At 49.2% G+C, this 25016-nt stretch carries 20 protein-coding genes; 18 read left to right on the top strand and 2 right to left on the bottom strand.

What is annotated here, in order from left to right:
• The first annotated feature begins 283 nt into the window (after nucleotides 1–283).
• From F4V51_RS04030 to F4V51_RS04090, 13 genes are all read left to right on the top strand, one after another.
• Nucleotides 284–3658, top strand: a complete 3375-nt coding sequence (locus tag F4V51_RS04030; RefSeq protein ID WP_236146688.1) for a HEAT repeat domain-containing protein — start codon at nucleotides 284–286, stop codon at nucleotides 3656–3658.
• 95 nt (nucleotides 3659–3753) lie between these two features.
• On the top strand, nucleotides 3754–4563 hold the full coding sequence (locus tag F4V51_RS04035) for an AAA family ATPase (protein WP_153976950.1): 810 nt from the start codon (nucleotides 3754–3756) through the stop codon (nucleotides 4561–4563).
• Between the two features lie 272 nt (nucleotides 4564–4835).
• Nucleotides 4836–5426, top strand: a complete 591-nt coding sequence (locus tag F4V51_RS04040; protein WP_153976951.1) for a TetR/AcrR family transcriptional regulator — start codon at nucleotides 4836–4838, stop codon at nucleotides 5424–5426.
• 38 nt (nucleotides 5427–5464) lie between these two features.
• The gene (locus F4V51_RS04045) at nucleotides 5465–6754 is read left to right on the top strand and encodes a cytosine permease (protein ID WP_153976952.1); all 1290 of its coding nucleotides are present in this window, start codon (nucleotides 5465–5467) and stop codon (nucleotides 6752–6754) included.
• A 4-nt stretch (nucleotides 6755–6758) separates the two neighbouring features.
• Complete coding sequence (locus F4V51_RS04050) at nucleotides 6759–7874, top strand: S-methyl thiohydantoin desulfurase family protein (RefSeq protein WP_153976953.1); 1116 nt, start codon at nucleotides 6759–6761, stop codon at nucleotides 7872–7874.
• Nucleotides 7871–9454 (top strand): ROK family protein, encoded by a 1584-nt coding sequence (locus F4V51_RS04055; RefSeq protein ID WP_153976954.1) that lies wholly within the window; start codon nucleotides 7871–7873, stop codon nucleotides 9452–9454. Before F4V51_RS04050 ends, F4V51_RS04055 begins: the two co-directional genes overlap by 4 nt.
• Before the next feature lie 490 nt (nucleotides 9455–9944).
• Nucleotides 9945–11123, top strand: coding sequence for a DUF4317 domain-containing protein (locus F4V51_RS04060; protein WP_153976955.1), 1179 nt, complete (start codon nucleotides 9945–9947; stop codon nucleotides 11121–11123).
• A 34-nt stretch (nucleotides 11124–11157) separates the two neighbouring features.
• The gene (locus F4V51_RS04065) at nucleotides 11158–11547 is read left to right on the top strand and encodes a hypothetical protein (protein WP_153976956.1); all 390 of its coding nucleotides are present in this window, start codon (nucleotides 11158–11160) and stop codon (nucleotides 11545–11547) included.
• 55 nt (nucleotides 11548–11602) lie between these two features.
• Nucleotides 11603–12310, top strand: a complete 708-nt coding sequence (locus F4V51_RS04070; protein WP_153976957.1) for a DNA alkylation repair protein — start codon at nucleotides 11603–11605, stop codon at nucleotides 12308–12310.
• 252 nt (nucleotides 12311–12562) lie between these two features.
• Nucleotides 12563–13372 carry an ABC transporter ATP-binding protein gene (locus F4V51_RS04075; protein ID WP_153976958.1) on the top strand — a complete coding sequence of 270 codons (810 nt, stop codon included), beginning with the start codon at nucleotides 12563–12565 and terminating at the stop codon, nucleotides 13370–13372.
• A 91-nt stretch (nucleotides 13373–13463) separates the two neighbouring features.
• Nucleotides 13464–14219 (top strand): ABC transporter permease, encoded by a 756-nt coding sequence (locus F4V51_RS04080; protein ID WP_236146689.1) that lies wholly within the window; start codon nucleotides 13464–13466, stop codon nucleotides 14217–14219.
• Nucleotides 14220–14322: 103 nt separating this feature from the next.
• Nucleotides 14323–15333: an ABC transporter substrate-binding protein gene (locus F4V51_RS04085; RefSeq protein WP_153976960.1), complete on the top strand. Its 1011-nt coding sequence runs from the start codon at nucleotides 14323–14325 to the stop codon at nucleotides 15331–15333.
• A 136-nt stretch (nucleotides 15334–15469) separates the two neighbouring features.
• A complete protein-coding gene (locus tag F4V51_RS04090; protein WP_153976961.1) occupies nucleotides 15470–16828 on the top strand; it encodes an LLM class flavin-dependent oxidoreductase in 1359 nt (452 codons plus the stop codon).
• A gap of 111 nt (nucleotides 16829–16939) precedes the next feature.
• Here F4V51_RS04090 and F4V51_RS04095 read toward each other — a convergent pair whose 3' ends face one another.
• Nucleotides 16940–17881: an AraC family transcriptional regulator gene (locus tag F4V51_RS04095; protein ID WP_153976962.1), complete on the bottom strand. Its 942-nt coding sequence runs from the start codon at nucleotides 17879–17881 to the stop codon at nucleotides 16940–16942.
• Between the two features lie 168 nt (nucleotides 17882–18049).
• Here F4V51_RS04095 and F4V51_RS04100 point away from each other — a divergent pair, with 168 nt between their 5' ends.
• From F4V51_RS04100 to F4V51_RS04115, 4 genes are all read left to right on the top strand, one after another.
• A complete protein-coding gene (locus F4V51_RS04100; RefSeq protein WP_095288562.1) occupies nucleotides 18050–19069 on the top strand; it encodes a glycoside hydrolase family 88/105 protein in 1020 nt (339 codons plus the stop codon).
• 12 nt (nucleotides 19070–19081) lie between these two features.
• Nucleotides 19082–21265, top strand: a complete 2184-nt coding sequence (gene gnpA, locus F4V51_RS04105) for a 1,3-beta-galactosyl-N-acetylhexosamine phosphorylase (RefSeq protein WP_153976963.1) — start codon at nucleotides 19082–19084, stop codon at nucleotides 21263–21265.
• 166 nt (nucleotides 21266–21431) lie between these two features.
• Nucleotides 21432–21875 (top strand): NUDIX hydrolase, encoded by a 444-nt coding sequence (locus F4V51_RS04110; RefSeq protein ID WP_153976964.1) that lies wholly within the window; start codon nucleotides 21432–21434, stop codon nucleotides 21873–21875.
• Between the two features lies 1 nt (nucleotide 21876).
• Nucleotides 21877–22608: an SMI1/KNR4 family protein gene (locus F4V51_RS04115; protein WP_153976965.1), complete on the top strand. Its 732-nt coding sequence runs from the start codon at nucleotides 21877–21879 to the stop codon at nucleotides 22606–22608.
• 246 nt (nucleotides 22609–22854) lie between these two features.
• On the opposite strand, the gene F4V51_RS04120 is transcribed toward F4V51_RS04115, so the two are convergent.
• Nucleotides 22855–23808, bottom strand: coding sequence for an alpha/beta hydrolase (locus tag F4V51_RS04120; RefSeq protein ID WP_323131814.1), 954 nt, complete (start codon nucleotides 23806–23808; stop codon nucleotides 22855–22857).
• A gap of 186 nt (nucleotides 23809–23994) precedes the next feature.
• Between F4V51_RS04120 and F4V51_RS04125 the strand changes: the two genes are divergently transcribed.
• The gene (locus tag F4V51_RS04125) at nucleotides 23995–24984 is read left to right on the top strand and encodes a phosphotransferase (protein WP_153976967.1); all 990 of its coding nucleotides are present in this window, start codon (nucleotides 23995–23997) and stop codon (nucleotides 24982–24984) included.
• Nucleotides 24985–25016 lie beyond the last annotated feature (32 nt).

Consider the following 25016-nt stretch of genomic DNA (forward strand, 5'->3'; position numbering starts at 1 on the left):
CATCCCTTTTTTGTGTGCAGCCTGCTGCCTCGGTCAAACACACAAACCAAGACGAAGTACATTGAATGTGGTTTTTGTCCAACTGCCGTAATATTTCAATCTAGGCTAAGAGGATAGACTCCGTACGCTAACATTGTCTGAGATGTGGAATTAAACAGGAAAATCCGATGCTAATCAAGAAGTTATATTATTCCAGGATTACCCTGTGGAGTATGGTTGTGGAGATGGTTGGATCGCTTATAAGTGTTCATTAGCGTTTATTAGAAGCATGAGGGGAGAGAAAATGATGACAGATAAACATGATCTGATAAATAGAGAACAATTGCTTACAGCGCTGGACTCGCTGGGGTATTCGGACAGAATGAAGCGGATGGCACTTCTGGGACGCCAACATGCAGGAGATACGAAATATTCCGCGCTGCTTGTATCCTTGCTCGAAAGCGGCACCGCCTATGAGGCTCATCTGGCCTTGACGGGTGCGGGTGTAGTGAATGATGCCCGTGCAGTTATACTTGCTCTGCAGCATCCGAAGGCAGGAGTTAGGGGCCGGGCGGCTCGGCTGTTGCCAGAAGTGGTGACGGACCCGGACTTTTCGATTGAAACCGAAATCGCCCTGATGTCATATCACTGCCGCCGTCAATTGCTGAGGAGCATCTTGAATACACATCGTCAGGATTGGGCGGAGCGTCTGCTGCCAATCGTGCTTAACCGCTGGGGAGCACAAGAAGCGGCCTTGCTACTGGCTGTGTGCAGCGAAGATACGGTAGGCAGTAGGCTGCCAGAGCTGGGTTATGCGTTACAGAATTGGCGGCTCCTAACGAAGTACCACCCCGATCTGGTGGCAGCGTACTTCAAGAATGCTTTGCAGCATGCAACGCACCGGGAGAAGACCCATGTATGGTGGGCGCTCTCTTCCGCAATTGAAATATTGAGTTTTTCAAGACCGGCGATCGTGCTGGAATGTGCGCTTACGCTTGGGCCGACGGATACGATTCATCCTGTACTCAAGCAGCAGCTGGGGATTCTGATTCAGGCCAGCGCAGAGGATGTATTCGAACTGCTGACACGTGAGGAGACAAGGGAATATCTTCTGAATCATGGCGTACCGGCAGGTGTTTTGAAAAAAAGAAAATGGTTCACCACAGCCCAGTGGACCACACTGGGTGCATTACTCGCAGATCAGCCAGTGCACCTGGCCAGGGTGCTGGATGCCCTTGCGCCTTCACATCGCGAAGCGATCTTTGATGCGGCTTATCCGGAAGAAGAGCGGAAGACGCGTAATTTCCCCACGCCGCTGCTGGATGTACTGCCACACCAGCTGCGTGACAAGGAAGCTGCCCGCATGCTGGAACTGCGTGACATTCGTGATGATCGGGACGCCATGCTCGAAACGACGGCACGCCTTACCATCGATCATGCACGGGAGAAGCTGGAACAAGCCGTTCAGGTGTCTAATAGCGATGAGCGTGCAGCAGCCTATGCACACCTCGTTCGAAGCACAGCACTTTCCCGGCGTGGTATGGATGAGACGCTTCGTTTCCTGACCCGAATCAAGAACGATCAGGATCCGGTACGCTTCATGGTGATGGCTCAGCTCTCCAACTGTCCTGCTCCCATGTTCAAGGAAGAGCATATTGACGATCTGACGGTGCTGGTGGATAGCGTGATTGAAGCAAGAGACACGTCTTATGGGACAAGGTCCGCAGTGGAGAGACTGGCTTTTGCCATACTGCGTGAACATGCACTAGAGCCGAAGGGCGCCCTGTTCAAGTTTGCTCTGAGAACGTTCGGAAGATTGACAATGCGTGACGGACAGTTTGCATTGTACTCGATGGATTGGGATAGCATACCGAGTTCTGCACTGGAAGCGTTATTCGATGAGGTCTATGCCTTTGGTGTGGAAGCGAACAAGCGTGAAAACACGAGTGTGATTCTGCGCATGGCAGATTTGTTCGGAAAAGCCGTGGATCGGTTGCCGAAGCTCCAGCTTCTGCTGAAAGAACTGCTGCAGGCCAAAACGGTATCCCCACAGGCAGTTCATTATTGGCTGGCACCCTATAAAACCCGGGATGCAAGGGTTAGAGAATTGCTGGATAGAGATCCATCCTTCATCTCATTCCATGACGTATTCATGCATCTGCATCTGAAGCGTCAGGAGTGGCTGGACCCGTTCATCTCGGGGGCAATCATCAAAGGCAAGCATTTATCGGGAAAAACCATTCATGTTGTGCCTGCGCATAACGGGTTTCATCGGTGGCTGCCGCGTCAGCAAAAGGCATTCGCTTCCCTGCTGGAACGGGTTGCACTCGACGCCAAACGAAGCTTCCATGAACGTGCATCCGCGATGCGCAGCTTGGCCAGCTTGCCTGATTATTGCTCTGATCAACTGGAAGTATTACTGCATGACGAGGAAGTGCATGTTGTGGAGGCAGCGCTGTATGCATACTCGTTATGGGAAGAGCCCGAGAAGGCACTGCCTGTATTGCTAAACAACCTGGATGGAGACCGGGCCAGGGTTGCCATGTACTCAATCCCCAGATGCATGCGCAGGGTCAGTCCGGTGATGCTGACGTCCATGCTGTCCGACCTGCTCCATCGGGAGAAATTAAAGATCACGGTCAGAAAAGAAGCCATCCGGCTCCTTGGAGCTTATAAAAGTGAAGAGAGCATGGGCCTTCTCATCCGTGAATACGAGAAACCGAATGTGCACAAGGACGTGATGATCGCCATAGGCCATGCGGCTAGACAATGGCTGGATGATGAACGCAGCTGGGCCATGCTGAGTGCCATGGCTGCTTCCCCGCAGCGTGATATCGCCAGAAGCCTGCTTAACCAGTATTCTGGCGGCATTCCCGTAGAAGCCCGGCCAAGATATTTGCAGTTGATTATTGAGATCGCCGGACATGCCGATCCGGTTGTGGCGAGAGAGGCTTTCCGGGCGATGAGCCTGTGGGTGAATGGAAGTGAAGAGAAGGTGGCAGCTTCGGCCAGCAAAACGCTTCTGGATCTGGAGGACAATGCCAGGTGGAAGGCAGCAATGGATACGCTAATTTCTGCTTGTCGTGAAGGAAAGGTGAATGACCAGGTCATTAACGTTTGCACACAATTGGCGGGCACGGAGACAAGAGCCGAATGGAATGCCAGCTCGGAGAGAGACCTTCCAGAACGGCAGCGACTGGTCGCGTTGATAGACAAGCTAATCTCATTGCCTCCACAAGCGAAGCGGGGACTCGTTCCTTTATATACAGGCATAATTGCTGCTCTTCAATCCCAAGAAACCCTGAAATCAGCCGTAATTAAGTTACATTTGGCATTTGTGGAATGGAACGAGAAGGATCAGGCAGCCCTGCAATTGGACCCTGTGATTCAAATGGTGGACAAGCATCCGTATCTATCCGAGGTAGCCTACAGGCAGATCAATCGTGCAGCAAATGCCAGTGAGGCGTATTGGAAACCGGAGGCGATTCTGGATCTGGTAGACCAACTGAGAGGCCAGCAGCGAATTGCGGCCCAGTATCTTGGGCTTTCTCTGCTGAGGATTGCGGGAACCGCACTACTGTGGAATCAGGCTTGTACCGAACGCTTGCGAGCATACCGGAATCATGAGCATGAGGCCATTCGTATGTCTGCATTGGATATTTGGACGGTTCTCGAATAGAAAAGACGTTTGAATTGGGTGTTTACATGGATAGATTGTCGTTATGAATATTCTACATGAATTCATTTTATTTTATCCGGGAGGGGAGCCGAGACGTGCTGCATATAAGTAACTTCAAACTCTCTTCTGTCATTTCCAGCAATCCGAATATCTATCCGGATCATGTGTTCAGACACATGGCAGGGGAGGTTCTGCTGTTTGACCGAATCACGGTACTTTACGGTAGTAATGGCTCCGGCAAATCCACCTTGCTGAATCTGATCGCGAACATTTTGGGATTGGCGGGTGCTGAGCGAATGTCCACTTATGGACACAGCATCTATGTTCAGCGGTTTATCGAGGAAAGCAGCTACCAACTCGGGCTGGATGAACAGGAGCGTCCCGTATATAAGCTGCCCGAGGGGAGCCGGTACATCAAGTCAGAGGATCTGCTATATGAAATCAAGAAAATACAGCAGAAAAGCGTGCTTCGCGAAGGGCTGCTTCATGAGCAATTTGTACAGGGAAAGAGCAAGGCCGAGGTCGAAGAGCTGGAACAGTCGTATGCTTTTGAGAAAAAGATGGATATCATTCGATTCTCGCAGGAGAAGTATTCGAACGGGGAAAGCTCGATGCAGTTCTTTGAGGAGCATTTGCTCCCCGGTCAGCTGTATTTATTGGATGAACCGGAAACGTCATTGTCTCCCGCGAATCAAATCAAGCTGGCTGAACAGATGAACGATCTGGCGCGTTACTTCGATAGTCAATTCATTATTGCCACGCACTCTCCTTTTGTTCTGGGCACGCTTCATGCGAAGATCTACAATCTTGATGCCAGCATGCTGCAGACGACAGAGTGGTATGAACTGGACAATGTACGATTCTTTTACGAATTTTTTCATAAGCATCAACGGCTGTTTGAATGAATAGGTTTAACATTCTAGTAAGAGGTATCCTGATGTCAGGGTACCTCTTTTTGTTATACATTTTATCAGGTTAAGGGCAAATGGAACTCTTATGCACTCTTTTGCAATCTACTAATTCATTCCAGCCCGAATCTGCGAATATATTGTCCTGCTTGAATCTCGGCCGTATAACATTGAAATAAAAAGCTGAAATAGCAATTAATTGCATTGATTTTTATGCAGATAATTGTATAATCTACTTAATTAACGTTAATTAGAATGGAGAAAAGGGGATGACCATGACCACCAGAACGAAGCTGAAGGAAGCCGCGCTGAGATTATTTGGGCAGAAGGGCTACGATGGGACGGCATTATCGGAAATCGCGAAGGAGGTCGGCGTCAAAACTCCGGCAATCTACGCCTTTTTTGAGAGCAAGGAAGATCTGTTCATGACGGTCTTCGAAGAATCGATGAGCGCCTACAACGAATATATTCAAGCGATGGCGGAAACCAGCAAAGGAATGAATACGGAGAAAAAACTGCATGCGCTGCTGCTTCGCCAATACGATTATCACCGAAACAAAACAGAGCTTGCCGTGTTTGCCTTCCGGTATTTGATTTTCCCGCCGGATTTCCTATTGGAAAGAATGCAGGAGGCATTCGGGCGTTTCGATACATTGCTGAGCAGCATTATCGGCGAGATCATGCAGGAAGGTCTGGATCGTGGCGATTTGGCTGCCGTTCCGATAGAGACGCTGGTGGATTCGTTCCTCACCTTGATGGACGGGCTGGGCATGCAATATTACTACTATAAATCGCCGGAGCTGTTCGAACGGAAACTGAAACATGCCTTTGAGATGTTCTGGAGATCCGTCGCAGCTTAGGCAATCAACTAGATTGTACAGAAAGCAGAGGGTGGAACATGAGCAACGATACGAAAATTGAAGATTACGAACGGGAACCCGTACCTCAGCATTTACGAAAATCATGGCTGTCGATGGCGCTTGTCTGGATTGCGATCGGGATCGACCTGTCCGCCATGTTTCTGGGGGCGCAGCTCGGCGCAGGCATGAGCATTGGTGACTCGCTTACAGCGGTCATCGTTGGTTCAATCATTTTGGGTATTATCGGGGCGGTGTGCGCCTATGTTGGGGCAAAAACAGGACTGTCGACAGCCATGATCAGCCGGTTTCTGTTCGGAAACAAAGGGGCTCTCATCGTCTCCGTCATTCTCGGTATTTCATCGCTGGGCTGGTTCGGTGTACAGGTTGGCTTCTTCGCTACCAACTTCCAAACGGCGCTTAGCGAGCTGTGGGGTTGGCACTGGTCACTATGGGTACTGTCGATCATTGGCGGACTGCTCATGATGTCCACGGCAATCTGGGGCTACCGGGCGATTGAAAAACTTAGCGTCTGGTCGGTACCCCTACTGGTTGTGTTTATTATTGTCGCGCTGGTCATGGCGCTGAACGGCGAAGGTGGCAGCACGGTCTGGGCACCTTTTGAAGGTGAAGCCCTGCCGATGGGAACGGCAATATCACTGGTCATCGGAATCTTTATCCTGGGGACAGCACTGTCTCCTGACATTGCACGCTGGGCCAAGACACCCAAACATGCAATTACGGCTGCATTTGTCGGTTTCTTTGTCGGCAACAGCTTCATGACGATCATTGCCATTTTCTTGTCACGGGCGATGGATTCCGACGATCTGACGGGCATCTTCCTGACGCTCGGACTCGGCATTCCCGCCATTATCGTGCTGACACTGGCACAATGGACGACCAATACGAACAATTTGTATTCCGCAGGACTGGGTTTCTCCGTTGTATTCAGACGGGTGCCGAAATCCGTCATTACCATCATTGCAGGCTTGATTGCAACAGCACTCGCTTGCTTCGGCATTTATGACCGTTTCACAACGTTCCTGACATATATTACGATGCTTGTTGCCCCGCTGGGCGGTATATACACGGCAGAGTATTTGCTGGTGAACAAAAAAAGATTCTCGTTTGAAGGGCTGGACAGCAACCGGAGCTGGATTCCTCGCTCCATCGTGGTATGGGTCCTTGCCACATTCTTCGGATTCATGACAACGATGGCTCCGGATGGGCTGGGTTGGTTCCAGGTGACGCAGGTTCCGGCGCTGGACAGCTTCTTGATGGCATTTATCGTACAAGCCATCATAGGCAAATGGGTAGTAAAGAAGGGATGAAAGCATGAACAAGGCAGCAAGATTAACTACACTGGATGAACAGGCTATTGAATATATTGCAATTGGCGCAGCGGTGCTGGGCACAGGCGGTGGGGGCGACCCACATGTCGGTAAACTGATTGCCATGGAGGCCATCCGCAAGCATGGCCCGGTCCGAATTGTGCAGCTTGAAGAACTGGATGATGAAGGACTTGTCGTACCGGTATCGATGATTGGTGCACCTACGGTGATGCTGGAGAAAATCCCTTCGGCAGAACAGCTGACCAAGCCGCTGGATCTGATGGAAAGAGAACTTGGCCGCAAAGTGGATGCCGTCATGCCGATCGAGGTCGGTGGCGGCAACTCACTCGTTCCTGTCATTGCGGCGGCGCAGCGCGGAATTCCGCTTGTGGACGCCGATGCGATGGGGCGTGCTTTTCCCGAATCGCAGATGGTCACTTTCCATCTGGAAGGCATCCCGTGCAGTCCAGTGGCGATGGCGGATGAGCGCGGCAATAGCGCGTTGATGCATACGATCGATGGTGTATGGGAAGAGCGCATGGCGCGTGCGCTGACAGTAGAGATGGGGGGTTCTGCTTCCATCTGCGATTATCCGGTATCCGGAGCGCAGGCGAAGCAGAGCGCGATCGGGGGTACACTGACGCTCGCTTATGAGATCGGGCGGACACTGTTCGAAGCGAAGCAGGAGAAGCTGAATCCTGTGCATGAACTGCTCACGAAGCTGCATGGACATGCCCTGTTTCATGGCAAGGCTGTGGATATCCGCCGCCGTATGGATGGCGGTTTTACACGCGGTGAAGCGGTATTTGAAGGCACCGGAGAGAACAAGGGAAAGACGATGCGGTTGTTTTTCCAAAATGAGTTCCTGCTCGCCACCGTTGATGACCAACCGCTCGCCATTACCCCAGACCTGATCACGCTGTTGGATCAAGATACGGGTATGCCGGTAACGACGGAAAATCTGAAGTATGGTGCCCGGGTGACGGTAGCAGGCTTGCCATGCGATGACAAATGGCGTACACCAAAAGGCATTGAGACGGCGGGGCCGCGATACTTCGGATATGATTTCGACTATGTGCCGATTGAGACGTTGGTTTTGAAAGGAGGTGCGGCGCAATGACCAAGGGAACTATGACTGAACCAAACACAAATCAGGTGTACCGGATCGGCATTGATGTGGGTGGAACGAATACGGACGCCGCCCTGCTCGATTCCAACTTGCACTGCGTGCACAAGGTCAAGGTCCATACGACTGCTGACGTGAACGAAGGCATTGTAGAGGCTGTTCGCCGCCTGCTGCAGGAGAGCGGCGTGAACGGCGCAGACATTCGCTACGCGATGCTTGGCACCACGCACTGCACGAATGCGATCGTGGAACGCAAGCATCTCGGCCGTGTTGGCCTGATCCGTATTGGCGCTCCGGCAACGACAGCCGTTCCGCCGCTTGCTGGCTGGGACGAATCGCTGCGTGCCGCGGTTGGACCGCATAGCTATATCGCCTCTGGCGGTTATGAGTATGATGGCCGCAAGATTGCAAGTCTGGATGAAGCTGAGATTGCTGAACTGGCCAACCGGATGAAGGGCGAGGTTGACGCTGTAGCGGTGTGTGGGGTCTTTGCCCCAGTGAACCGTGACCAAGAGAAGCGGGTTGGCAAGATCATCCGCCAAGTGCTGGGTGCTGACATGCCAGTTACCTATTCCAGTGAGATTGGCAGCATCGGACTGCTTGAGCGGGAGAATGCATCTGTGCTGAACGCAGCGCTGCTGCAGGTCATTGCGGGTGTCGTGCGCGGCTTTGAAGAAGCGCTGAACGGCTTTGGCATCCATGCGCAGCTATACATTTGCCAGAATGACGGCACGTTAATGAAGAGCGAATATGCGCTCCGTTATCCGATTCTGACGATTGCCTGCGGACCGACGAATTCCATTCGCGGCGCTGCACACCTGTCCGGGCTGACGGATGCGCTGGTCGTCGACATTGGCGGTACAACAACGGATATTGGCGTGCTAGTGCAAGGCTTCCCGCGCCAGTCCTCGGCAGCAGTGGATATCGGCGGCATTCGTACGAATTTCCGGATGCCTGACATTTTGTCCATTGGTCTCGGTGGCGGTACCATTGTCCGGTTGGATGACGCTGGTGGTGTAACGGTTGGCCCCGACAGCGTTGGCTATGAGCTGACGAAACGGGCCCGCATCTTCGGCGGTGATACGCTGACAACGACGGACGTGGCGGTGAAGCTGGGCCGGGCCGTATGGCCGGGCACCAACGCGGATGCGGTGGACGAAGCCGTGTGCCGCAAGGTGGATGCCGTCATGCAGCAGAGCCTGGAGGACGCCATTGACCGGATGAAAACGAGTGCCGATCCGGTCGATGTCATTCTGGTTGGCGGCGGCAGCCTGCTGGTGCCGGAGACACTCGCCGGGGCGAGCCGAATCATCCGGCCAGACAACTATGATGCGGCGAACGCGATCGGTGCAGCACTGGGAGAGGTTAGCGGCGAGTCGGAGCGTATCTATTCACTGGACGACTGGAGATATGACGACGTCATGCAGGATGCCAAGGAAAGCGCCGTGAACGAGGCGACGGCAGCTGGCGCGAACCCGGAGACGGTACAGATTGTGTCCGTCGAGGACATTCCGATTGCCTATTTGCCAGGCAACGCACTGCTCGTGAAAGTGAAGGCTGCGGGTAAGCTGTAATATCATAAACGATATGCCCTCTATACTCGGTAGCAATATCTGCTGCACGAGAAGCGTGCCATAACTAGTCAGGCATTCATCTAACGCTTCCTGGCGCGGAATGATGCATAAACATAATATGTAAATGAACTGGTGGTACGGATCAAATTCCGTATCACCTTTTTATTTGAGAAGATAGTTTTACTAATGAGATAGGATTAAGAAATGCTGGGAAACGGTAGATCCATACTCTTGTGGATAGCGTCCTTTTTTGATATTCCCCTAATGCTGCAGGTTCGGGAAAAGGAAAATAAGCACAGGTGAAGTAAGATGTTTATTTCAAGGAAATGCCCTCGACTGGAGTATCCAAATATGCCACAATAGAGGATCAGGTGCACGGGAGAATGGACCCGCAGGAACAGCAATGCAAGCCGCAAATCGCTAACAAAATAACGCTCAATAATTTATACTAAATAAGCCAGAATATATCGAAGGAGCTGCCGAGTCCGCTATGAACAAAAAAGAAGTTGCCAACATCCGCAAGCAATTTAAGATGGATCATGATCTACTGAATATTTACGATATCCTCAATGTCTATATTACGAAGGAAACGAATGAAGTCTACCACTGGGAGCGCCATCCGTTTGAACTGGTGGACCGGGAGAAGCAGGAGTTATACATGGGAAATTTCAAAAAACTGCTGACCGGCGAACTGGATCAAAAATTGTTCGAACTGAAGTTTCAGGAAGAAGCCGAAGAGCCTGCGCAGGTACTGCTTCATCAGGCACTCGTAACGGGTGACCCGGAAGAATGGCAGGACATGATGCTGCTGCTCGTGGACCGAATGCTGGCGGATGCCAAGTATGAGCGGGACATAGTGGTCACGTTTGTTCGGGGACAGTATTATTTGCCGACCAAGGCGAGAAACGATGAAGCGGAAGAGAGTGAGAAGAACGAGGTGTTTGCCCATCCGTTCATCTTATGCAGCGTGAACTCGACGGAGAAACAGCGGAAGACTCTCTTGTTCGATTATGTGGAGCGGGAGTTCAAGTACAATATCATTGTCGATCCGATTATCAAGTTAAGCACGCCGGAGCAAGGATTCCTGTACCCTAGCGTGACGGACAACTATTCCGATGTGAATCGGATTCTATACTGTACGGGAAAATCGAATTTCCCGGATCCGCACTTTGTCGAACAGGTATTGAACGGAGAACGATCTGTGACGGCACTGGAAGAGCGAGCGATCTTCGAAGATATCGTCAAGGAAGTGGCTGGGGAAGAGCTTGATTCAGCTACCATTGCTCAGGTGTACGAAGAGATTAACCGGGTGATTGAAATCAACGAAGAGACGAAGGAGGAAGAGCCTCCGAAGCTGGATTACAAAGATCTGGAGCGTGTACTGAACGCGAGCGGCGTGGAGGATGTGACCACCGAGAAGGTGGAACGGGCATTCGAAACGATCGTGGATAATAAAAACTATGAGATGAAAGCAACTAGCGTTATGCCGAAGTTCACTTCCAAGTCCATCAAGATCGAAACCAAGGTCGCTACAATTTCGGTTAGCCCGCAGGATTTGAGATACGTCAAGCAGGTGAATTTCCAAGGGAAACGCTGCATTATGATTGAAGTGGACGAAGATGTCGCGATTGAAGGCTTTACGCTGGCGTCAGAGACCCTTATCCAATAAAAAAAGCACTAACGCAGGCAGGAGATGACTAACGATGAACAGACTGCTTATGATCCTGATTGCGGCCGCAACGATGTTGACGGCTTGCCAATCGAACCAGACGGATACCGGGAACCCCACGGGCAGCAACGAACCATCCGCACAGACCGAAACGGCGCAGCCAAATAACGAACCAACCGAAGAAAGTACAAGCCAGAGCGAGTGGTCTTCGTTTCCCGAATATGACACGATTGTTCGAGAAGTTGATTCCGATGATTATACCTTTCGAACGGTAACCGATAATGAAAATGAACGGATTCTCTTACTCACGAACCAAGATGGTGAGGAGAAATACAAGACTATTTTTATCAAAAACACAAGTCGTCTTAAAATCATTGACATGGATGGAGGCGGACAGCTTTTCAACGATGTTTTAGGAAAATAGCTGAGATCTGGGGTAGACAAAATATCCGCAATCCAATATGAGGGAGCGCTGCGTAATGAATTTGGAAGAAGTGATGCAGGAGCTTGAGGCACTTGGCAAGGAGCGCACGAAAAAGATATATATGTCGAATGGTGCACATGAACCACTCTTCGGCGTGGCTACAGGAGCGATGAAGCCGATCGCTCGCAAAATCAAAAAGGACCAGGCGTTGGCCGAGCAGCTGTACGCAACCGGGAATTATGATGCGATGTATTTTGCAGGTGTTATTGCTGATCCGAAAGTGATGACGGAAGCGGATTTCGACCGTTGGATCGAGGACGCATATTTTTACATGATCTCCGACTTCATCGTTGCCGTTACACTATCGGAGACAGATATTGCACAGCAAGTTGCAGATCGGTGGATTGCCAGCGGCGAGGAGTTGAAGATGTCGGCTGGCTGGAGCTGTTATTGCTGGCTGCTGGGCAATCGCCCGGACGCTGAATTCTCTGAGGATAAGCTGAGCGGGATGCTGGAGAACGTGCAGGCCATGATCCATCAATCTCCTGAGCGCACCCAGTATTCGATGAGCAACTTTGTATACACCGTTGCCGTATCCTACGTTCCGCTGCATGATAAGGCTGTCGAAACGGCGAAGGCGATCGGTCCCGTCGAGGTTCAGAAGGACAAGCCCAAGAGCAAATTCCTGAATGCTTCCGATAATATTCAAAATGCTGTAGATAAAAATCGGATTGGTTTCAAACGCAAATATGTAAGGTGTTAAAGGAAGACAATGCACGTGTTTTTATCTGGATTTCACATGATGAATATACATTATTTTCAAGTAGTTGTTGACAATCCAACAGGTCTAAAATATAGTAAACACATCAGATTAATGTAAATTGTGAATGTTCAAATTTTAACCATTGAATGGAAGCTGACTGGTTTATCCAGAGGCTCAGAGGACAGCGCTAGTCGTTGTCAGCTGAGCCTTTTTTGCTTAGGTATCCCAATATACATTAGAGAGGTGAAGTCAATGGCTGCTGCTGAAAAAATCAGATTTGAGAGTGTCACCAGGACGTTCACGGTCCGCGATCCCAAGCAAAAGGAAGCAACTCAGGCATTTACAGCTGTAAAAGACCTGGACTTTTCGGTAAGAAAGGGCGAGTTTATCACCATCGTGGGTCCGAGTGGCTGCGGAAAATCAACCTTGCTTGATATGATCAGTGGACTATCGTCACCGACACAGGGGCGCATTTTGATTGATGGCCAAACGATTACGGGCCCAGGGCTTGACCGGGGCATTGTCTTTCAGCAGTACGCTTTATTCCCGTGGAAGACGGCGCGCGGCAATATTGAATTTGGTCTGGAAGCCAAGGGTATTCCGAAGCAGGAGCGTAAGGAGCAAGTGGAGCACTTTCTGTCGCTGGTGGGACTTACTCACTTCGGAGACCGTTATCCGCATGAGCTATCCGGGGGGATGAAGCAGCGTATAGCGATTGCCAGAAGCCTTGCCTTTAATCCGGATGTCTTATTGATGGATGAGCCCTTTGCTGCATTGGACGCCCAGACGCGTGAATCCCTGCAAAGTGAACTTTTGCGTATTTGGCAGAAGACCCAGAAGACCATCATTTTTATTACGCATGGTATTGATGAGGCGGTTTATCTTGGAGAACGAGTAGTGGTATTGACGCCAGGACCTGGAATGGTGAGACAAATTGTGGACATTCCGCTTCAATCGCGGCTGGAGGATGCGGATATTCGCTCCCATCCCGACTTTGTGAAAGCTCGCCATGAAGTGTGGAGTCTACTGCATGAACCTGAATACCGCGGTGCGTATATCTAATTGATTAAAGGAGTGTATTCCTATCGAATCCGTAAAGACTGCCCATTCAGCCCTACGGCTTGGTAAACGAAGTCCTGCTGCCTTTTCAGGTGTGCTGAAGTTGTTTAAACAGTCGATCGTGTTAATTGCCTTGGTCCTACTGTGGGAGATCGCGCCAAGGACAGGCTTGGTAGATGCAGCATTTTTCCCTGCCTTTTCCGAGGTCATCCGGGCATTATGGAATTTGATCATCTCAGGTGAGCTTTTCACTCACTTTCTGGCGAGCATCATTCGTTCATTCAGTGGTTTCGCCTTAGCCTTACTTATTGCAATCCCGTTAGGATTACTGATTGGCTGGTATCCATTAGCCAGACAGCTGTTGAATCCGGTGCTGGAATTGTTTCGAAATACGGCTGCATTAGCGCTGCTCCCGGTATTCATGCTGCTGCTGGGGATCGGTGAAACCTCCAAGATTGCGATCGTCCTCTTCGCCTGCACCTGGCCCATTCTTCTCAATACGATTGCTGCTGTCGGCAGCGTTGATCCCTTGCTGATCAAGGCAGCAAGATCGATGAATATTAAGTCCTTCAGATTGTTCCTCAAGGTTATACTGCCGGCATCGGTTCCCACGATATTTACCGGTATTCGCATGGCAGGGACAGGGGCAATCCTGGTACTTATAGCTGCTGAAATGGTAGGGGCCAAAGAAGGCTTGGGTTATCTCATCACGTATTCCCAGTATAACTTCCAGATTCCTCAGATGTATGCCGGGATATTAACCATTGCTCTGCTGGGGTTGTTAATCAACCAAGGGCTCAGCATGCTGGAACGTAAATTTTCCAAATGGAAACAGCAAGTGAATGAGTAGTTCTGTTCGAATATTCCCTCATTATTTTTTTATCATTAATCCTTACTAATTCAATTGAATTAATGAGTTATGAATAAGCATTATTTGGAGGAGGAGAAGCGAGATGAAACGAACATTAGGCATTCTTGTGATTGCAGGCTTGGTCAGTGGTGTCCTATCAGGCTGCTCAGATCCCAAGACCTCCGCGAAGAGCGGAGAAGAAGATCAAGTTCTACAATATCAGTCTTCACCTGGAAGTGTTTCTTTTCCGGAGCTGGCTGCAGATTTGGGCTACTTGGGGGACTTGAAACTGGAATCCATAGGCGACAGCGTTGGGGGACCGGAGAGCATTCAATTAACGGCGACGAAACAGATCGACTTCGGATCAGCTTTTAATGGAGCCATTATCAAATCCTACTCCCAAAACGTAAAAATAAAATCGGTCGTCGGTTCATACGGCAGTGATGAGCATACGTACATCGGGGCTTATACCCTTGAGGGGACGCCAATCCAAACGGCCAAAGATTTTATTGGGAAAAAGGTAGGCGTGAATATTCTCGGGGCCCATTTGGAATTTGTCCTCAAAGACTATTTACGACAAGGCAACCTGACGGAAAAAGAAATCGAACAGGTCACGTTGGTGACTGTCCCAAGTTCAAGTGCGGAACAGGTTCTGCGGAATCAACAGATCGACGTCGTGATGTTAAGCGGAATCGGCCGGGACAGGGCTCTGGCAACAGGAGGAATCACTGAAATTTTCAGAGATATCGATGTGTTTGGCAAGGAGTTTACCGCAGGCGACTATTTCTTCAGCGAGGATTACATCCGGGAGAATCCGAATACGGTGAAGCAATTTGTAGACGGGGTTGCCAAAGCCATTGACTGGGCTCAGACCACACCTAGGGAGGAAGTCATCTCACGGTTCGAGGATATTGTGAATCAGCGGGAACGCAAGGAAACGACGGATAACCTTAAATATTGGAAGAGTACAGGCATATCGGAAAAGGGAGGTGTCATTACTCCATCGGAATACGGAACATGGATCGACTGGCTTGTGGCAAATGGTGAGCTAAAAGAAGGTCAGGTGAAACCGGAAGATTTATATACCAACGAATATAATCCATTTGCTCAATAACCTTTTCATATATACCCCTAAATTCAAACACACGTTAACGGAAGATGGTACTGCACTCGCAGTGGCCTTGTGTGATAGATAAATGTGGTTTGTATGAATAAGTTTTTAACCAAAATCAGATAAGGGAGTGGTTCGTATGACTGGAAAACAAATGAAACTGGGAGCTTTCATTAATCTGCCGGGACATCATGTAGCAAGCTGGCGTCATCCTTCTTCAGGTGCAGACCATGCATTCGATCTGGGTTATTTAACGGAGATTGCACAGACCGCTGAGCGCGGTAAGTTCGATATGATCTTTTTTGCCGATGTCCTGGGCCAGCGGCTTTCCGGTAATGCACACTCCTCATTGAAGCTGGACCCGATTATCATCATTTCGGCCCTCGCGGCTGTGACGAGAAATATAGGGTTAACGGCCACGCTGACCACGACCTATAACGATCCATACCATGTTGCGCGTAAATTCGCAGCGATTGATCATCTGTCCAAGGGACGAGCTGCCTGGAATGTCGTCACATCCGCCAACGAGGGAGAAGCCCTTCTGTTTGGTAAAGAAAAGCATCTGCAGCATGCGCTCCGTTATGAACGTGCTGAGGAATTCGTGGACGTTGTCAAGCAGCTATGGTTGTCCATCGAGGATGAGGCGCTTGTCATCGACAAGGATAATGGCCGATATCTGGATGTAGAGAAGGTACATCCGGTTAACCATGAAGGGGCATGGTTTAAGGTGCAGGGTGCTCTTGATTCCCCAACAACACCGCAAGGACATCCTGTAATTGTTCAGGCCGGGTCTTCGGAATCTGGCAAAGAGCTGGCAGCCAAGACGGCTGAAGTCATTTTTACAGCTTGGCAAACGCTTGAAGAGGCACAGGTCTTTTATCGGGATGTCAAAGGTCGACTGGCTAAATACGGACGCAAGCCGGATGATCTGAAGATTATGCCTGGCGTGTTCATTACGGTGGCCAAAACAGAGGCAGAAGCCCTGCTGAAGCAGCAGCAGTTAAACAGCTATATTCTGCCTGAAGTGGGATTGGCATATCTGTCTGCTTTTACGAATATTGATCTGTCCGGGTATGATGTCGATGAACCGCTGCCGGAAGCAAGCTCTATTGAAGATGAAACCAATCCGCGAATCCGCTATAACATCATTCGTGAAATTGCGAAACGGGAGAACCTGCAATCGATCCGTGCAATCTATGAACGAATCGCAGGAGCACGCGGTCATCGGGAGATTGTCGGGACTCCGGAACAAATTGCGGATCAATTGGAAGAATGGTTCCTGAATGATGGTGCAGATGGCTTTAATATTATGCCGCCTCATTTCCCGGAGGGCTTCAACGATATTATCGAACTGGTGGTTCCCGAATTGCAGCGGAGGGGATTATTCCGTACCGAATATGAGAGCAGTACCCTTCGAGGGAATCTGGGGCTGTCTGTACCTTCCGTACAAACACCTGAAAAGGCATTAACCGGCGCAAGCACAGGTGAAATTGTGTGAGGTATAGGCATTAACATAACGCAACCATTCATGGTTGCGTTATTTGTTGCGCTAACGGAGTGACCTCCATAGGGAGGAGGGAGCTTGTTTTCTCGCCTTTCAAGCCTGGACCTAGACCCAGCCGGTAAACTCCAGTATGGATGCTTTGGCGGACTGTACTTCGGTTTGTGCACCTTTGCGCCACGCTTTGGGGGACTGCCCCATCAGTTTGGAGAAGCAGCGATTGAAGCTGGAAATGGAATGAAAACCGACCTGCTCTGAGATCGACAGAATGGAATGGTCGGTGCTCTTCAGCTGCTTGCAGGCCTCTTCGATGCGTGTGCTGTTGATGAATTCGAGAGGCGTCGTTCTCATAATCTCATAAAATTTTCTGCGGAAATGCGTTGTACTCAAGTGGCACAGATCGGCCAAAAAGTCGATGGTCATGGGGGTCATGTAGTTCTTGGTGATGTACTCGAGTACAGGGGAGATGACAAGGTCCCCTTTCAAACCATGATCTGTTCCCTGTTCTGACAGGGGGCGATTACGGGAATGAATTCGAAGGAGCTCGATATACAGGGACAGCATCATGCCGTAGGCACTTTCCTGATAGTAGGGATTCTGCTGTCTTAACTCCTCTACAATCGATGTGGCAAGTGTGTACACCTTGGGATGCTGCTCCTTGCTGAGCACACAGTTCATTCCCTGTACTGCCCACAGATTTGGCTCAAAATCACGGTATGTACCTTTTAATGAATGCTGAAACAGGTCGTCCGGCGAAAAGAAAATATAAGCCCACAAACTGGCTGTGCCAGGTGTACTGTACGTTGTATGAGGAAGATATCGGGGAATGAAGGTCACATCGCCGGCCTGAAAGGGGACGGATTCTCCCTTGATCTCCATAATGCCGCTATCGGAGTAGCAGATGCCAATCTCCAGATGGTTATGAAAATGAAGATGCTCGCTCTTGATATCGGATATTTTCCAGCGCTCACCGCTTAATAGCAGGACGGGAAAATGGATGGGCAGGCTGTAATGACGGTATTCAATAACAGGCTTCCTGGTTTTGGCCACATGCGATACCCCCATTCATAAATGGTTGAAATTGCGCAGTTTTGTTACGAATATGCTTAGATTGACACCATTTTACTGCGTAGAATGGAATAAGTAAAGCGTTTACAATACGAACGGACACCTCTCAGGGCACACTTGGGGGCATGTGTCCAGGAGAGGGGAATACCGATGCTTCAAGTGAAATATGACAGGGAAGAGATTTTAAAGGTCATCGATAACGTCACCCAAAAAACACTATCCATGGATTTGACATGGGACTGGCCTTGCGGTGTAGCCTATTACGGTGTAACCAGAGCCTACCAGACGACAGGCAACAAGGAGATTCTGGACAGGCTGGTCCAGTGGGCGGATGAATATATTGAGCTGGGCCTGCCGAGCTGGACGGTAAACACCTGTGCCATGGGCCATATGCTGATTACGTTGTATGAAGAGACAGGGGACCAGAAATATTGGGATATTGCACTGAGCAAAGTGGATTATCTCCAGAATCATGCACTCCGCTTCGGAGACAACGTGCTGCAGCATACCGTATCCGTTGCCAATGACTTTCCGGAACAGGCATGGGCGGATACCTTGTTTATGGCTGCATTTTTCCTGCTGCGTGTAGGCAGCAAGTTGAAGGATGAAGCCATGATTCAGGATGCCCTGAATCAGTACTACTGGCATATCAAATACCTTCAAGATCCAAGCACGGGCTTCTGGTATCACGGGTATAACAATGTCAATAAAGACCATATGTCCGGATTTTACTGGGGAAGAGCGAATGCCTGGGGTGCCTACACAATGTCACAGGTGAAACCTCAATTGAAGGACTGGTATTTGTATCCGCAGTGTATGGACGTCGAGTGCTCGCTCCGGGACCAACTGGCAGCATTGAAGCTGGTTCAGACGGACAACGGCTTGTGGAGAACGGTGCTGGATGATGAAGAGTCTTATGAAGAAGTATCAGCGTCTTGCGGTATTGCGGCAGCCATGATCAATAACGGCAATCCGCTGCATACCAAGTATGTGCAGAAGGCATTGGACGGTGTACTGAAAAATATCACTGAAGATGGACGTGTACTGGGCGTATCTGGCGGCACAGCTGTCATGAAGGATCGGGAAGGGTACCGCAAGATCCCCAAAGACTGGATTCAAGGCTGGGGTCAGGGCCTGGCACTCGCTTTTCTGTCCGACATGTTGAGATAGGAGGAGATCCAATTGTCCAAAAAAACAACGGGAGCCTTCACCCTGCCTGGAGAATCGGGTTATGAGGCGCTGACACTGGAGCTCGCTGAACGGTGGGGTGCGGATGTCATTCGTGACAGTGACGGGACGAAATTGTCGGATGAGATTATTAACGCCGGATACGGCATTTATTCGACGATCTGTATCATCCGGGATCATAATGAGTGGGCATCCCGCAATACGGATAAGCTGCAGCAATGTTTTCTCATAACGAACCCCAAGGTGGCCGTGCAGGATTACCTGTCCATCTATTTGATGGAGGATTTCTTCGCTGAACAGTTCAAGGTGAACGATTCCCGGGAAGCGTTCAAGTATTGGCAGGTCTATGACCGGACCACGGGGGAAGAGGTGCCGAGAGAACAGTGGAATTATGAGCGGGAGTCAGGGAATGTAGTCATTACCGGCATCATTCCGTGGCATAAATACACCGTCAGCTTCATGGTTTACCGGATATGGGAAGAGATTTCGATGTACAATCACACGACGAATGACTGGGACAAAGAGCATCTAATGCAGATCGATCCCATCTATCCGGAGACCCAAGCATACCTGCTGAATTGGATGGAAAACTGGTGTCAGGAGCACAAGGAAACAACCGTTGTTCGGTTTACGTCCCTGTTCTATAATTTCGCCTGGATCTGGGGCAGCAGTGAGCGAAACCGCCATCTGTTCTCGGACTGGGGTTCATATGATTTTACGGTAAGTTCAAGAGCGCTTGATCTGTTTGCCAAAAAGGCTGGCTATTCCCTCACGGCTGAGGATTTCGTAAATGGCGGTAAATACCGGGTCAGTCATATGCCTGCGAATCAGCGCAAACTGGATTGGATGGCGTTCATCAATGATTTTGTGATTGAATTCGGTAAAAAGCTGATTGATATTGTACACAAGCATGACAAGCTGGCCTACGTTTTCTACGATGATAGCTGGGTCGGCATGGAGCCTTACCATGACCGCTTCGAAGAATTTGGATTCGACGGCATGATCAAATGTGTTTTCTCCGGGTATGAGGCAAGAATGTGTTCGGGTATCAACGTGGATACGCATGAAATCCGGCTGCATCCCTACCTGTTTCCGGTTGGTTTAGGCGGACTTCCTACCTTCAAGAAGGGCGGCGACCCAACACTGGATGCCAAGAAGTATTGGATAAATATTCGTCGTGCTCTGCTCAGAGAACCGATCGATCGAATCGGACTGGGCGGGTATCTGCATCTGGTGGAGCCTTATCCGGATTTTGTGGAATACATCGAGAAGATTGCCAATGAGTTCAGGGAAATGAAGGAGCTGCATCAGGCTGGCAAGCCTTATCAGATCCAGACCAAGGTAGCCGTGCTGCATAGCTGGGGCAAACTGAGATCATGGACCTTGTCCGGGCATTTCCATGAAACGTACATGCATGATCTCATCCATGTCAATGAAGCATTGTCGGGATTACCGGTTGAGGTGCGGTTCATCGATTTTGAAGACATCCGTCAGGGCGTACTGCAAGAATGCGATGTCGTGATCAATGCTGGCTCTGCGGGTTCCGCATGGAGCGGTGGGGAGCACTGGAATGACCATACATGTGTGGACCTACTGACGAAGTGGGTGTACGAAGGTGGTACGTTTATCGGCATCAATCAGCCCTCGGCGATCGAGGGATACGACAGCTTTTTCCGAATGGCACATATTCTTGGCGTGGATGAAGATACAGGGGCAAGAGTCGTTCATGGAAAATGGTCATATGAGGTACGAGATGAACATGGTTTGGTACCAGATGAAGCCAGCATAATAACGCCGAAGAAAGGCATTTATCTTACGGATGGCACAGCTGAGGTGCTGCATGAAACGGATGGTCATATTACCTTGTCTACCCATGCATTCGGCAAAGGAAAAGGGATCTATCTCTCCGCATTCGCATTCAACTGGGAGAATACCAGATTGCTGTTGAATCTGATTCGTTATGCAGGCGAGGAATACGAGGAAACGAAGTATATCCCGGATAACCTGTACACCGAGTGTGCGTATTATCCGGAAAGTAACATATTGGTTGTGATCAACAATAGTGACCAGGTTCAGACAACAACGATTGATACAGAGTTTGGAAAACAAACGCTTCAACTGGCTCCGTATGATACGGTTATTACCCAGATTGGTGCAACTAACTCCGTATCCTCATAGGATATCTTCTTCATAAAAGGTAGCCTTCATAGACCGTTCCCTCGATCAGGGAGCGGTCTATTTGGGCAAAAAAGGAATTCTGCGGATGAATATTTTATAATGTAAATTATACAAGCAAGTAAACCGGATATCTTGCTCAAGACTTAGGATCATGGGGGTGTAATCAATGATTCGTATGGCTGTCGGTGCGGTCATTCAAAAGGATGATGAATTCCTGTTAGTTCATAAGGTAAAGGGAGCACAGGGGAAAATCAAAGGAACGTGGGATTTCCCAAAAGGCGGGGTAGAGCCGCAGGACGAGAGCATAGAGGCGGCACTGCTCAGGGAATTAGAAGAGGAAACCGGATCAACAAAATATACAATTACCAAACCGTTCAAGGACAAAATTGCCTTTAGATTCGACCCCATAACGCAGGAGAAATTGGGATTTCAAGGCCAGGAGACGACGATGTATCTGGTCGAATATGCTGGAGACGGGACGGACCTGAAACCTCAGGATGATGAGATCGATGATATTCGATGGTTCCCTATAGACCATGTCGCTCCACTGTTATTTCCGGAGGCCCGTATGTTCTTTAAAAGCTACGTTTTGGTGAGAGGAGAAGATTGACTTGATTGCAGATTTCAAAGTGTTGGCCGAGTTTCTCCAAGGTCATCATGAAGAGGCAAGTTCCAAGACAGAAGAAGACATTCGGGAACAGGAGCGGCGCCTCGGCAAGCCGTTACCAGCCGCTCTGCGTGAATACTATAAGAGGTTTGGACGGTGCCAATATATTACGCAGCACTGCAATAATCAGTATGAGCCGATGCTTCTGGAGGATATCTTTGTACCGGATTCGGATTTCTTTACAACGGACAAGGCGTTTTTGGTCTTTTATCAATGCGAAGAATCGGTGATTTATTGCGGCATACGTTTCAGTGATCTGACGAAGGAAGACCCGCCGGTGTATCTATGTGCGTGGAACCATCCGGATTGGTCGCTCGAGAATGAATCACTCACCAATTTTCTTGTAAGCAAAGCATTCATTCAGATGGGGGTGGAGGACAGGCTGCCTTATTGGGTTATTTTTGATGAGAACATGTGGGGGTTATCGGATTACCGATCCTATTGGGGATTAAGCGACGGGGCATATGAAATTCCAGAGACGTCCTCTCTTCAGGCTTGGCGGATATTTTGTAGGGAGGATGTCATTTGCCTGTTCGAAATGGCTGTTGGTGAAAGCGAGGATGATATATTAGCTGTATATCTGGCTTCTTTTGACCGGGAGCGTATAGCGAGCCTGCTGAATCGTACAACGCAGGACAGGCAGCTGCCCGACTATAGAACCAATCTTGGTTCATAGCTTCAGAATCAGATGGATTGACCTAACTTCCCAATCGCTTTTCCGTGCTGGATAAGAATTTGTCGAGAGCTTCATACCGTTTCATGATGAATTTTTTCTAGCTTGTGATATAGCTCTCGAGTACGGAGGGTCATGCCATGGATTGTACTGACGACACCATTCCAATATACGACTCATAAGTGGACAACATTATCTATGTTATAAAAAGCCGCATTAATTGGATTCAGCGTATGACTAAGCGACTGTTTAGTGCTTAATGATGTCGATGATTTTGCGCTGAGCATCCTTGGCTTCCGGGATGGGATACAGGACAAAAACATGATTCATTTTGGGATAAACAAAGGTATGATGGTCAATGGCTTGGTCAGTAAGCATCTTGTCGAGCTTCATGATGTCGGGGAACAGCCCTTCATGTGTTCCGACAAACATGGTAATTTGCCCGAGCCCTTCGAAATCTCCGTAAAGCGGACTTATTAGTGGATCATCCAGCGATTTGTCAGCTGCCCATATCCGCCGGATTACATCATATCCTTCTACAGCGAGCATGGGGTCTCTCGACTCATAATCAAATATGACCGGGTTGTCCAGAACCATATCCACGCATGGAGACAGTAAAATAATATCTTTGGGCTGCGGAAGATGATTCATCTGAATGTAATGTGCCAGACTTAGCGAAATATTCCCACCCGCTGAATCTCCCATAATCGTAATTTGTGAGGGAGCTTGTGCCGATTCAAGGATTTCACGATATAAGTTTAGCAGTCTTGGATACGTATGCTGATAGTTGAAGTGAGGCACTTTGGGATAAATGGGAGCGATCACTTTGGCATTTATTGTCTGGGCCAGGGTGTCCATGAATTTCCAATGCAAACTTAAGGGCTGGTGCGTATGAGCGCCGCCATGAATATATAAGATGACTTTTTGTGCGTCTGAATGCTGGTCATTCAATGTAAATACCTGGATGTCCTCAAAGGAACGCTCTGATCGGGAAGATGTGAGTTTCACCTTACCTAACTGATAAGGCTTAATGTTCTCAAGTCCCACTTGGTCGATGTGCTTCCGGGTGTTGTCCCGCGTGGAGAAATTCTTCTTGGTTCCTGATAAAAGAATAAATTTTTCAAATAGATAGCTCATTAGAGAGCGTCTTTTGTTATATACTTTCATACTCATCTGTATGCCGCCTCTCGTCTTGATTACGATATCTACAGTATAAAGGTTGAAGTGTACTTCAAGGTCAAGGGTGAGATTCAAAGCGAGAACAACAAAGGTTGTAAATGAACTTTCCAGAATGCACACTTCTTTTAACTCGTCTTCCAAAATGTACCTGTAACCTATATATTAAGTGATAGGAGTAACAGAAATTATTAAAATTAAAGGAGCATCATTATGCTTAATTTTAATCAACCCATGGCATTACGCTCTATTTTAAGCCCGAAATATTTGGAGTTTGTTCTAAGAGATCAATATGATATGGGTCAATGGGAAGAATGTTTGTTTTGGCTGCGAGGATTGAATGATACATACCGGGTAAAAACGTCCACTGGCTTGCACATCCTTCGGGTATACCGTGCCGAGATCAGGGAGGAAGAAGTCATCACGGAGTTGTCCGTGTTATCTCAATTGAAAGCGATTTTGAATTCTTCCGTGCATGCAGATGTTGGTGATTACATGAAGAGGAAGGATAATCGTGGTTACACCGTTCTGGATGCGCCGGAAGGCAAACGAGTGGCTGTGATGTTCCGCTATATTGAGGGGACCGAGAATAACCTGGAGGATGAGAAGTCCTGTTATGCTTTTGGTCAATCTGCGGCTGAGCTGCACAAGGCCATGGACCAGGTGGTAGTGGAACAGCCCAGATATGAGCTGGATACGCAATTTCTGATTGATCAGCCGCTCGCGCGCATTATGGCATACATTGGAGAGACACATGAAGCAGGGCCATTTTTGTATGCGTTTACGGAGGAGCTGAAGAAGCGGATTACAGCATCTGCCCGTAGTCTGGAATGGGGACTGTGTCATGGCGATATGCATGGTAACAATAATGCCTTTCAGCAGGGAGGCTCGTTTACGCATTATGACCTGGAGTGGACAGCCAAGGGCTGGCGTGCCTATGATCTGGCTCAGGTAAAGGCTAGAAAGAGGCAATCCGGTGAGCAAAAAGCAGCATTATGGAATGCGCTCATGGCAGGTTATCGTTCGATACGAAGCTTCTCTCCAGAGGACGAGCAGGCCGTAGACCTGTTCATTATCGCTCGCAGGTTCTGGGTCATGGGCCTGGATGTTGCTTTTATCGAAAATGATATGGGAGCACTCGATTATGGTGACGATTGGCTGAACAGTTTCATTGAGGAGTTTCGTGAAACGGGAATCATATAGTTTCGGAAGATGATGAATTGTTCTATACCTAT

The sequence above is a fragment of the Paenibacillus xylanilyticus genome, assembly GCF_009664365.1.
In the GTDB taxonomy this organism is placed as follows: Bacteria; Bacillota; Bacilli; order Paenibacillales; family Paenibacillaceae; genus Paenibacillus; species Paenibacillus xylanilyticus_A.

Excerpts from the sequence above, each read along its gene's own strand:
- F4V51_RS04030 (WP_236146688.1), top strand. The coding sequence starts at position 284 with ATGATGACAGATAAACATGATCTGATAAATAGAGAACAATTGCTTACA.
- F4V51_RS04040 (WP_153976951.1), top strand. The coding sequence starts at position 4,836 with ATGACCATGACCACCAGAACGAAGCTGAAGGAAGCCGCGCTGAGATTA.
- F4V51_RS04045 (WP_153976952.1), top strand. The coding sequence starts at position 5,465 with ATGAGCAACGATACGAAAATTGAAGATTACGAACGGGAACCCGTACCT.
- F4V51_RS04050 (WP_153976953.1), top strand. The coding sequence starts at position 6,759 with ATGAACAAGGCAGCAAGATTAACTACACTGGATGAACAGGCTATTGAA.
- F4V51_RS04055 (WP_153976954.1), top strand. The coding sequence starts at position 7,871 with ATGACCAAGGGAACTATGACTGAACCAAACACAAATCAGGTGTACCGG.
- F4V51_RS04060 (WP_153976955.1), top strand. The coding sequence starts at position 9,945 with ATGAACAAAAAAGAAGTTGCCAACATCCGCAAGCAATTTAAGATGGAT.
- F4V51_RS04065 (WP_153976956.1), top strand. The coding sequence starts at position 11,158 with ATGAACAGACTGCTTATGATCCTGATTGCGGCCGCAACGATGTTGACG.
- F4V51_RS04070 (WP_153976957.1), top strand. The coding sequence starts at position 11,603 with ATGAATTTGGAAGAAGTGATGCAGGAGCTTGAGGCACTTGGCAAGGAG.
- F4V51_RS04075 (WP_153976958.1), top strand. The coding sequence starts at position 12,563 with ATGGCTGCTGCTGAAAAAATCAGATTTGAGAGTGTCACCAGGACGTTC.
- F4V51_RS04085 (WP_153976960.1), top strand. The coding sequence starts at position 14,323 with ATGAAACGAACATTAGGCATTCTTGTGATTGCAGGCTTGGTCAGTGGT.
- F4V51_RS04090 (WP_153976961.1), top strand. The coding sequence starts at position 15,470 with ATGACTGGAAAACAAATGAAACTGGGAGCTTTCATTAATCTGCCGGGA.
- F4V51_RS04100 (WP_095288562.1), top strand. The coding sequence starts at position 18,050 with ATGCTTCAAGTGAAATATGACAGGGAAGAGATTTTAAAGGTCATCGAT.
- F4V51_RS04110 (WP_153976964.1), top strand. The coding sequence starts at position 21,432 with ATGATTCGTATGGCTGTCGGTGCGGTCATTCAAAAGGATGATGAATTC.
- F4V51_RS04125 (WP_153976967.1), top strand. The coding sequence starts at position 23,995 with ATGCTTAATTTTAATCAACCCATGGCATTACGCTCTATTTTAAGCCCG.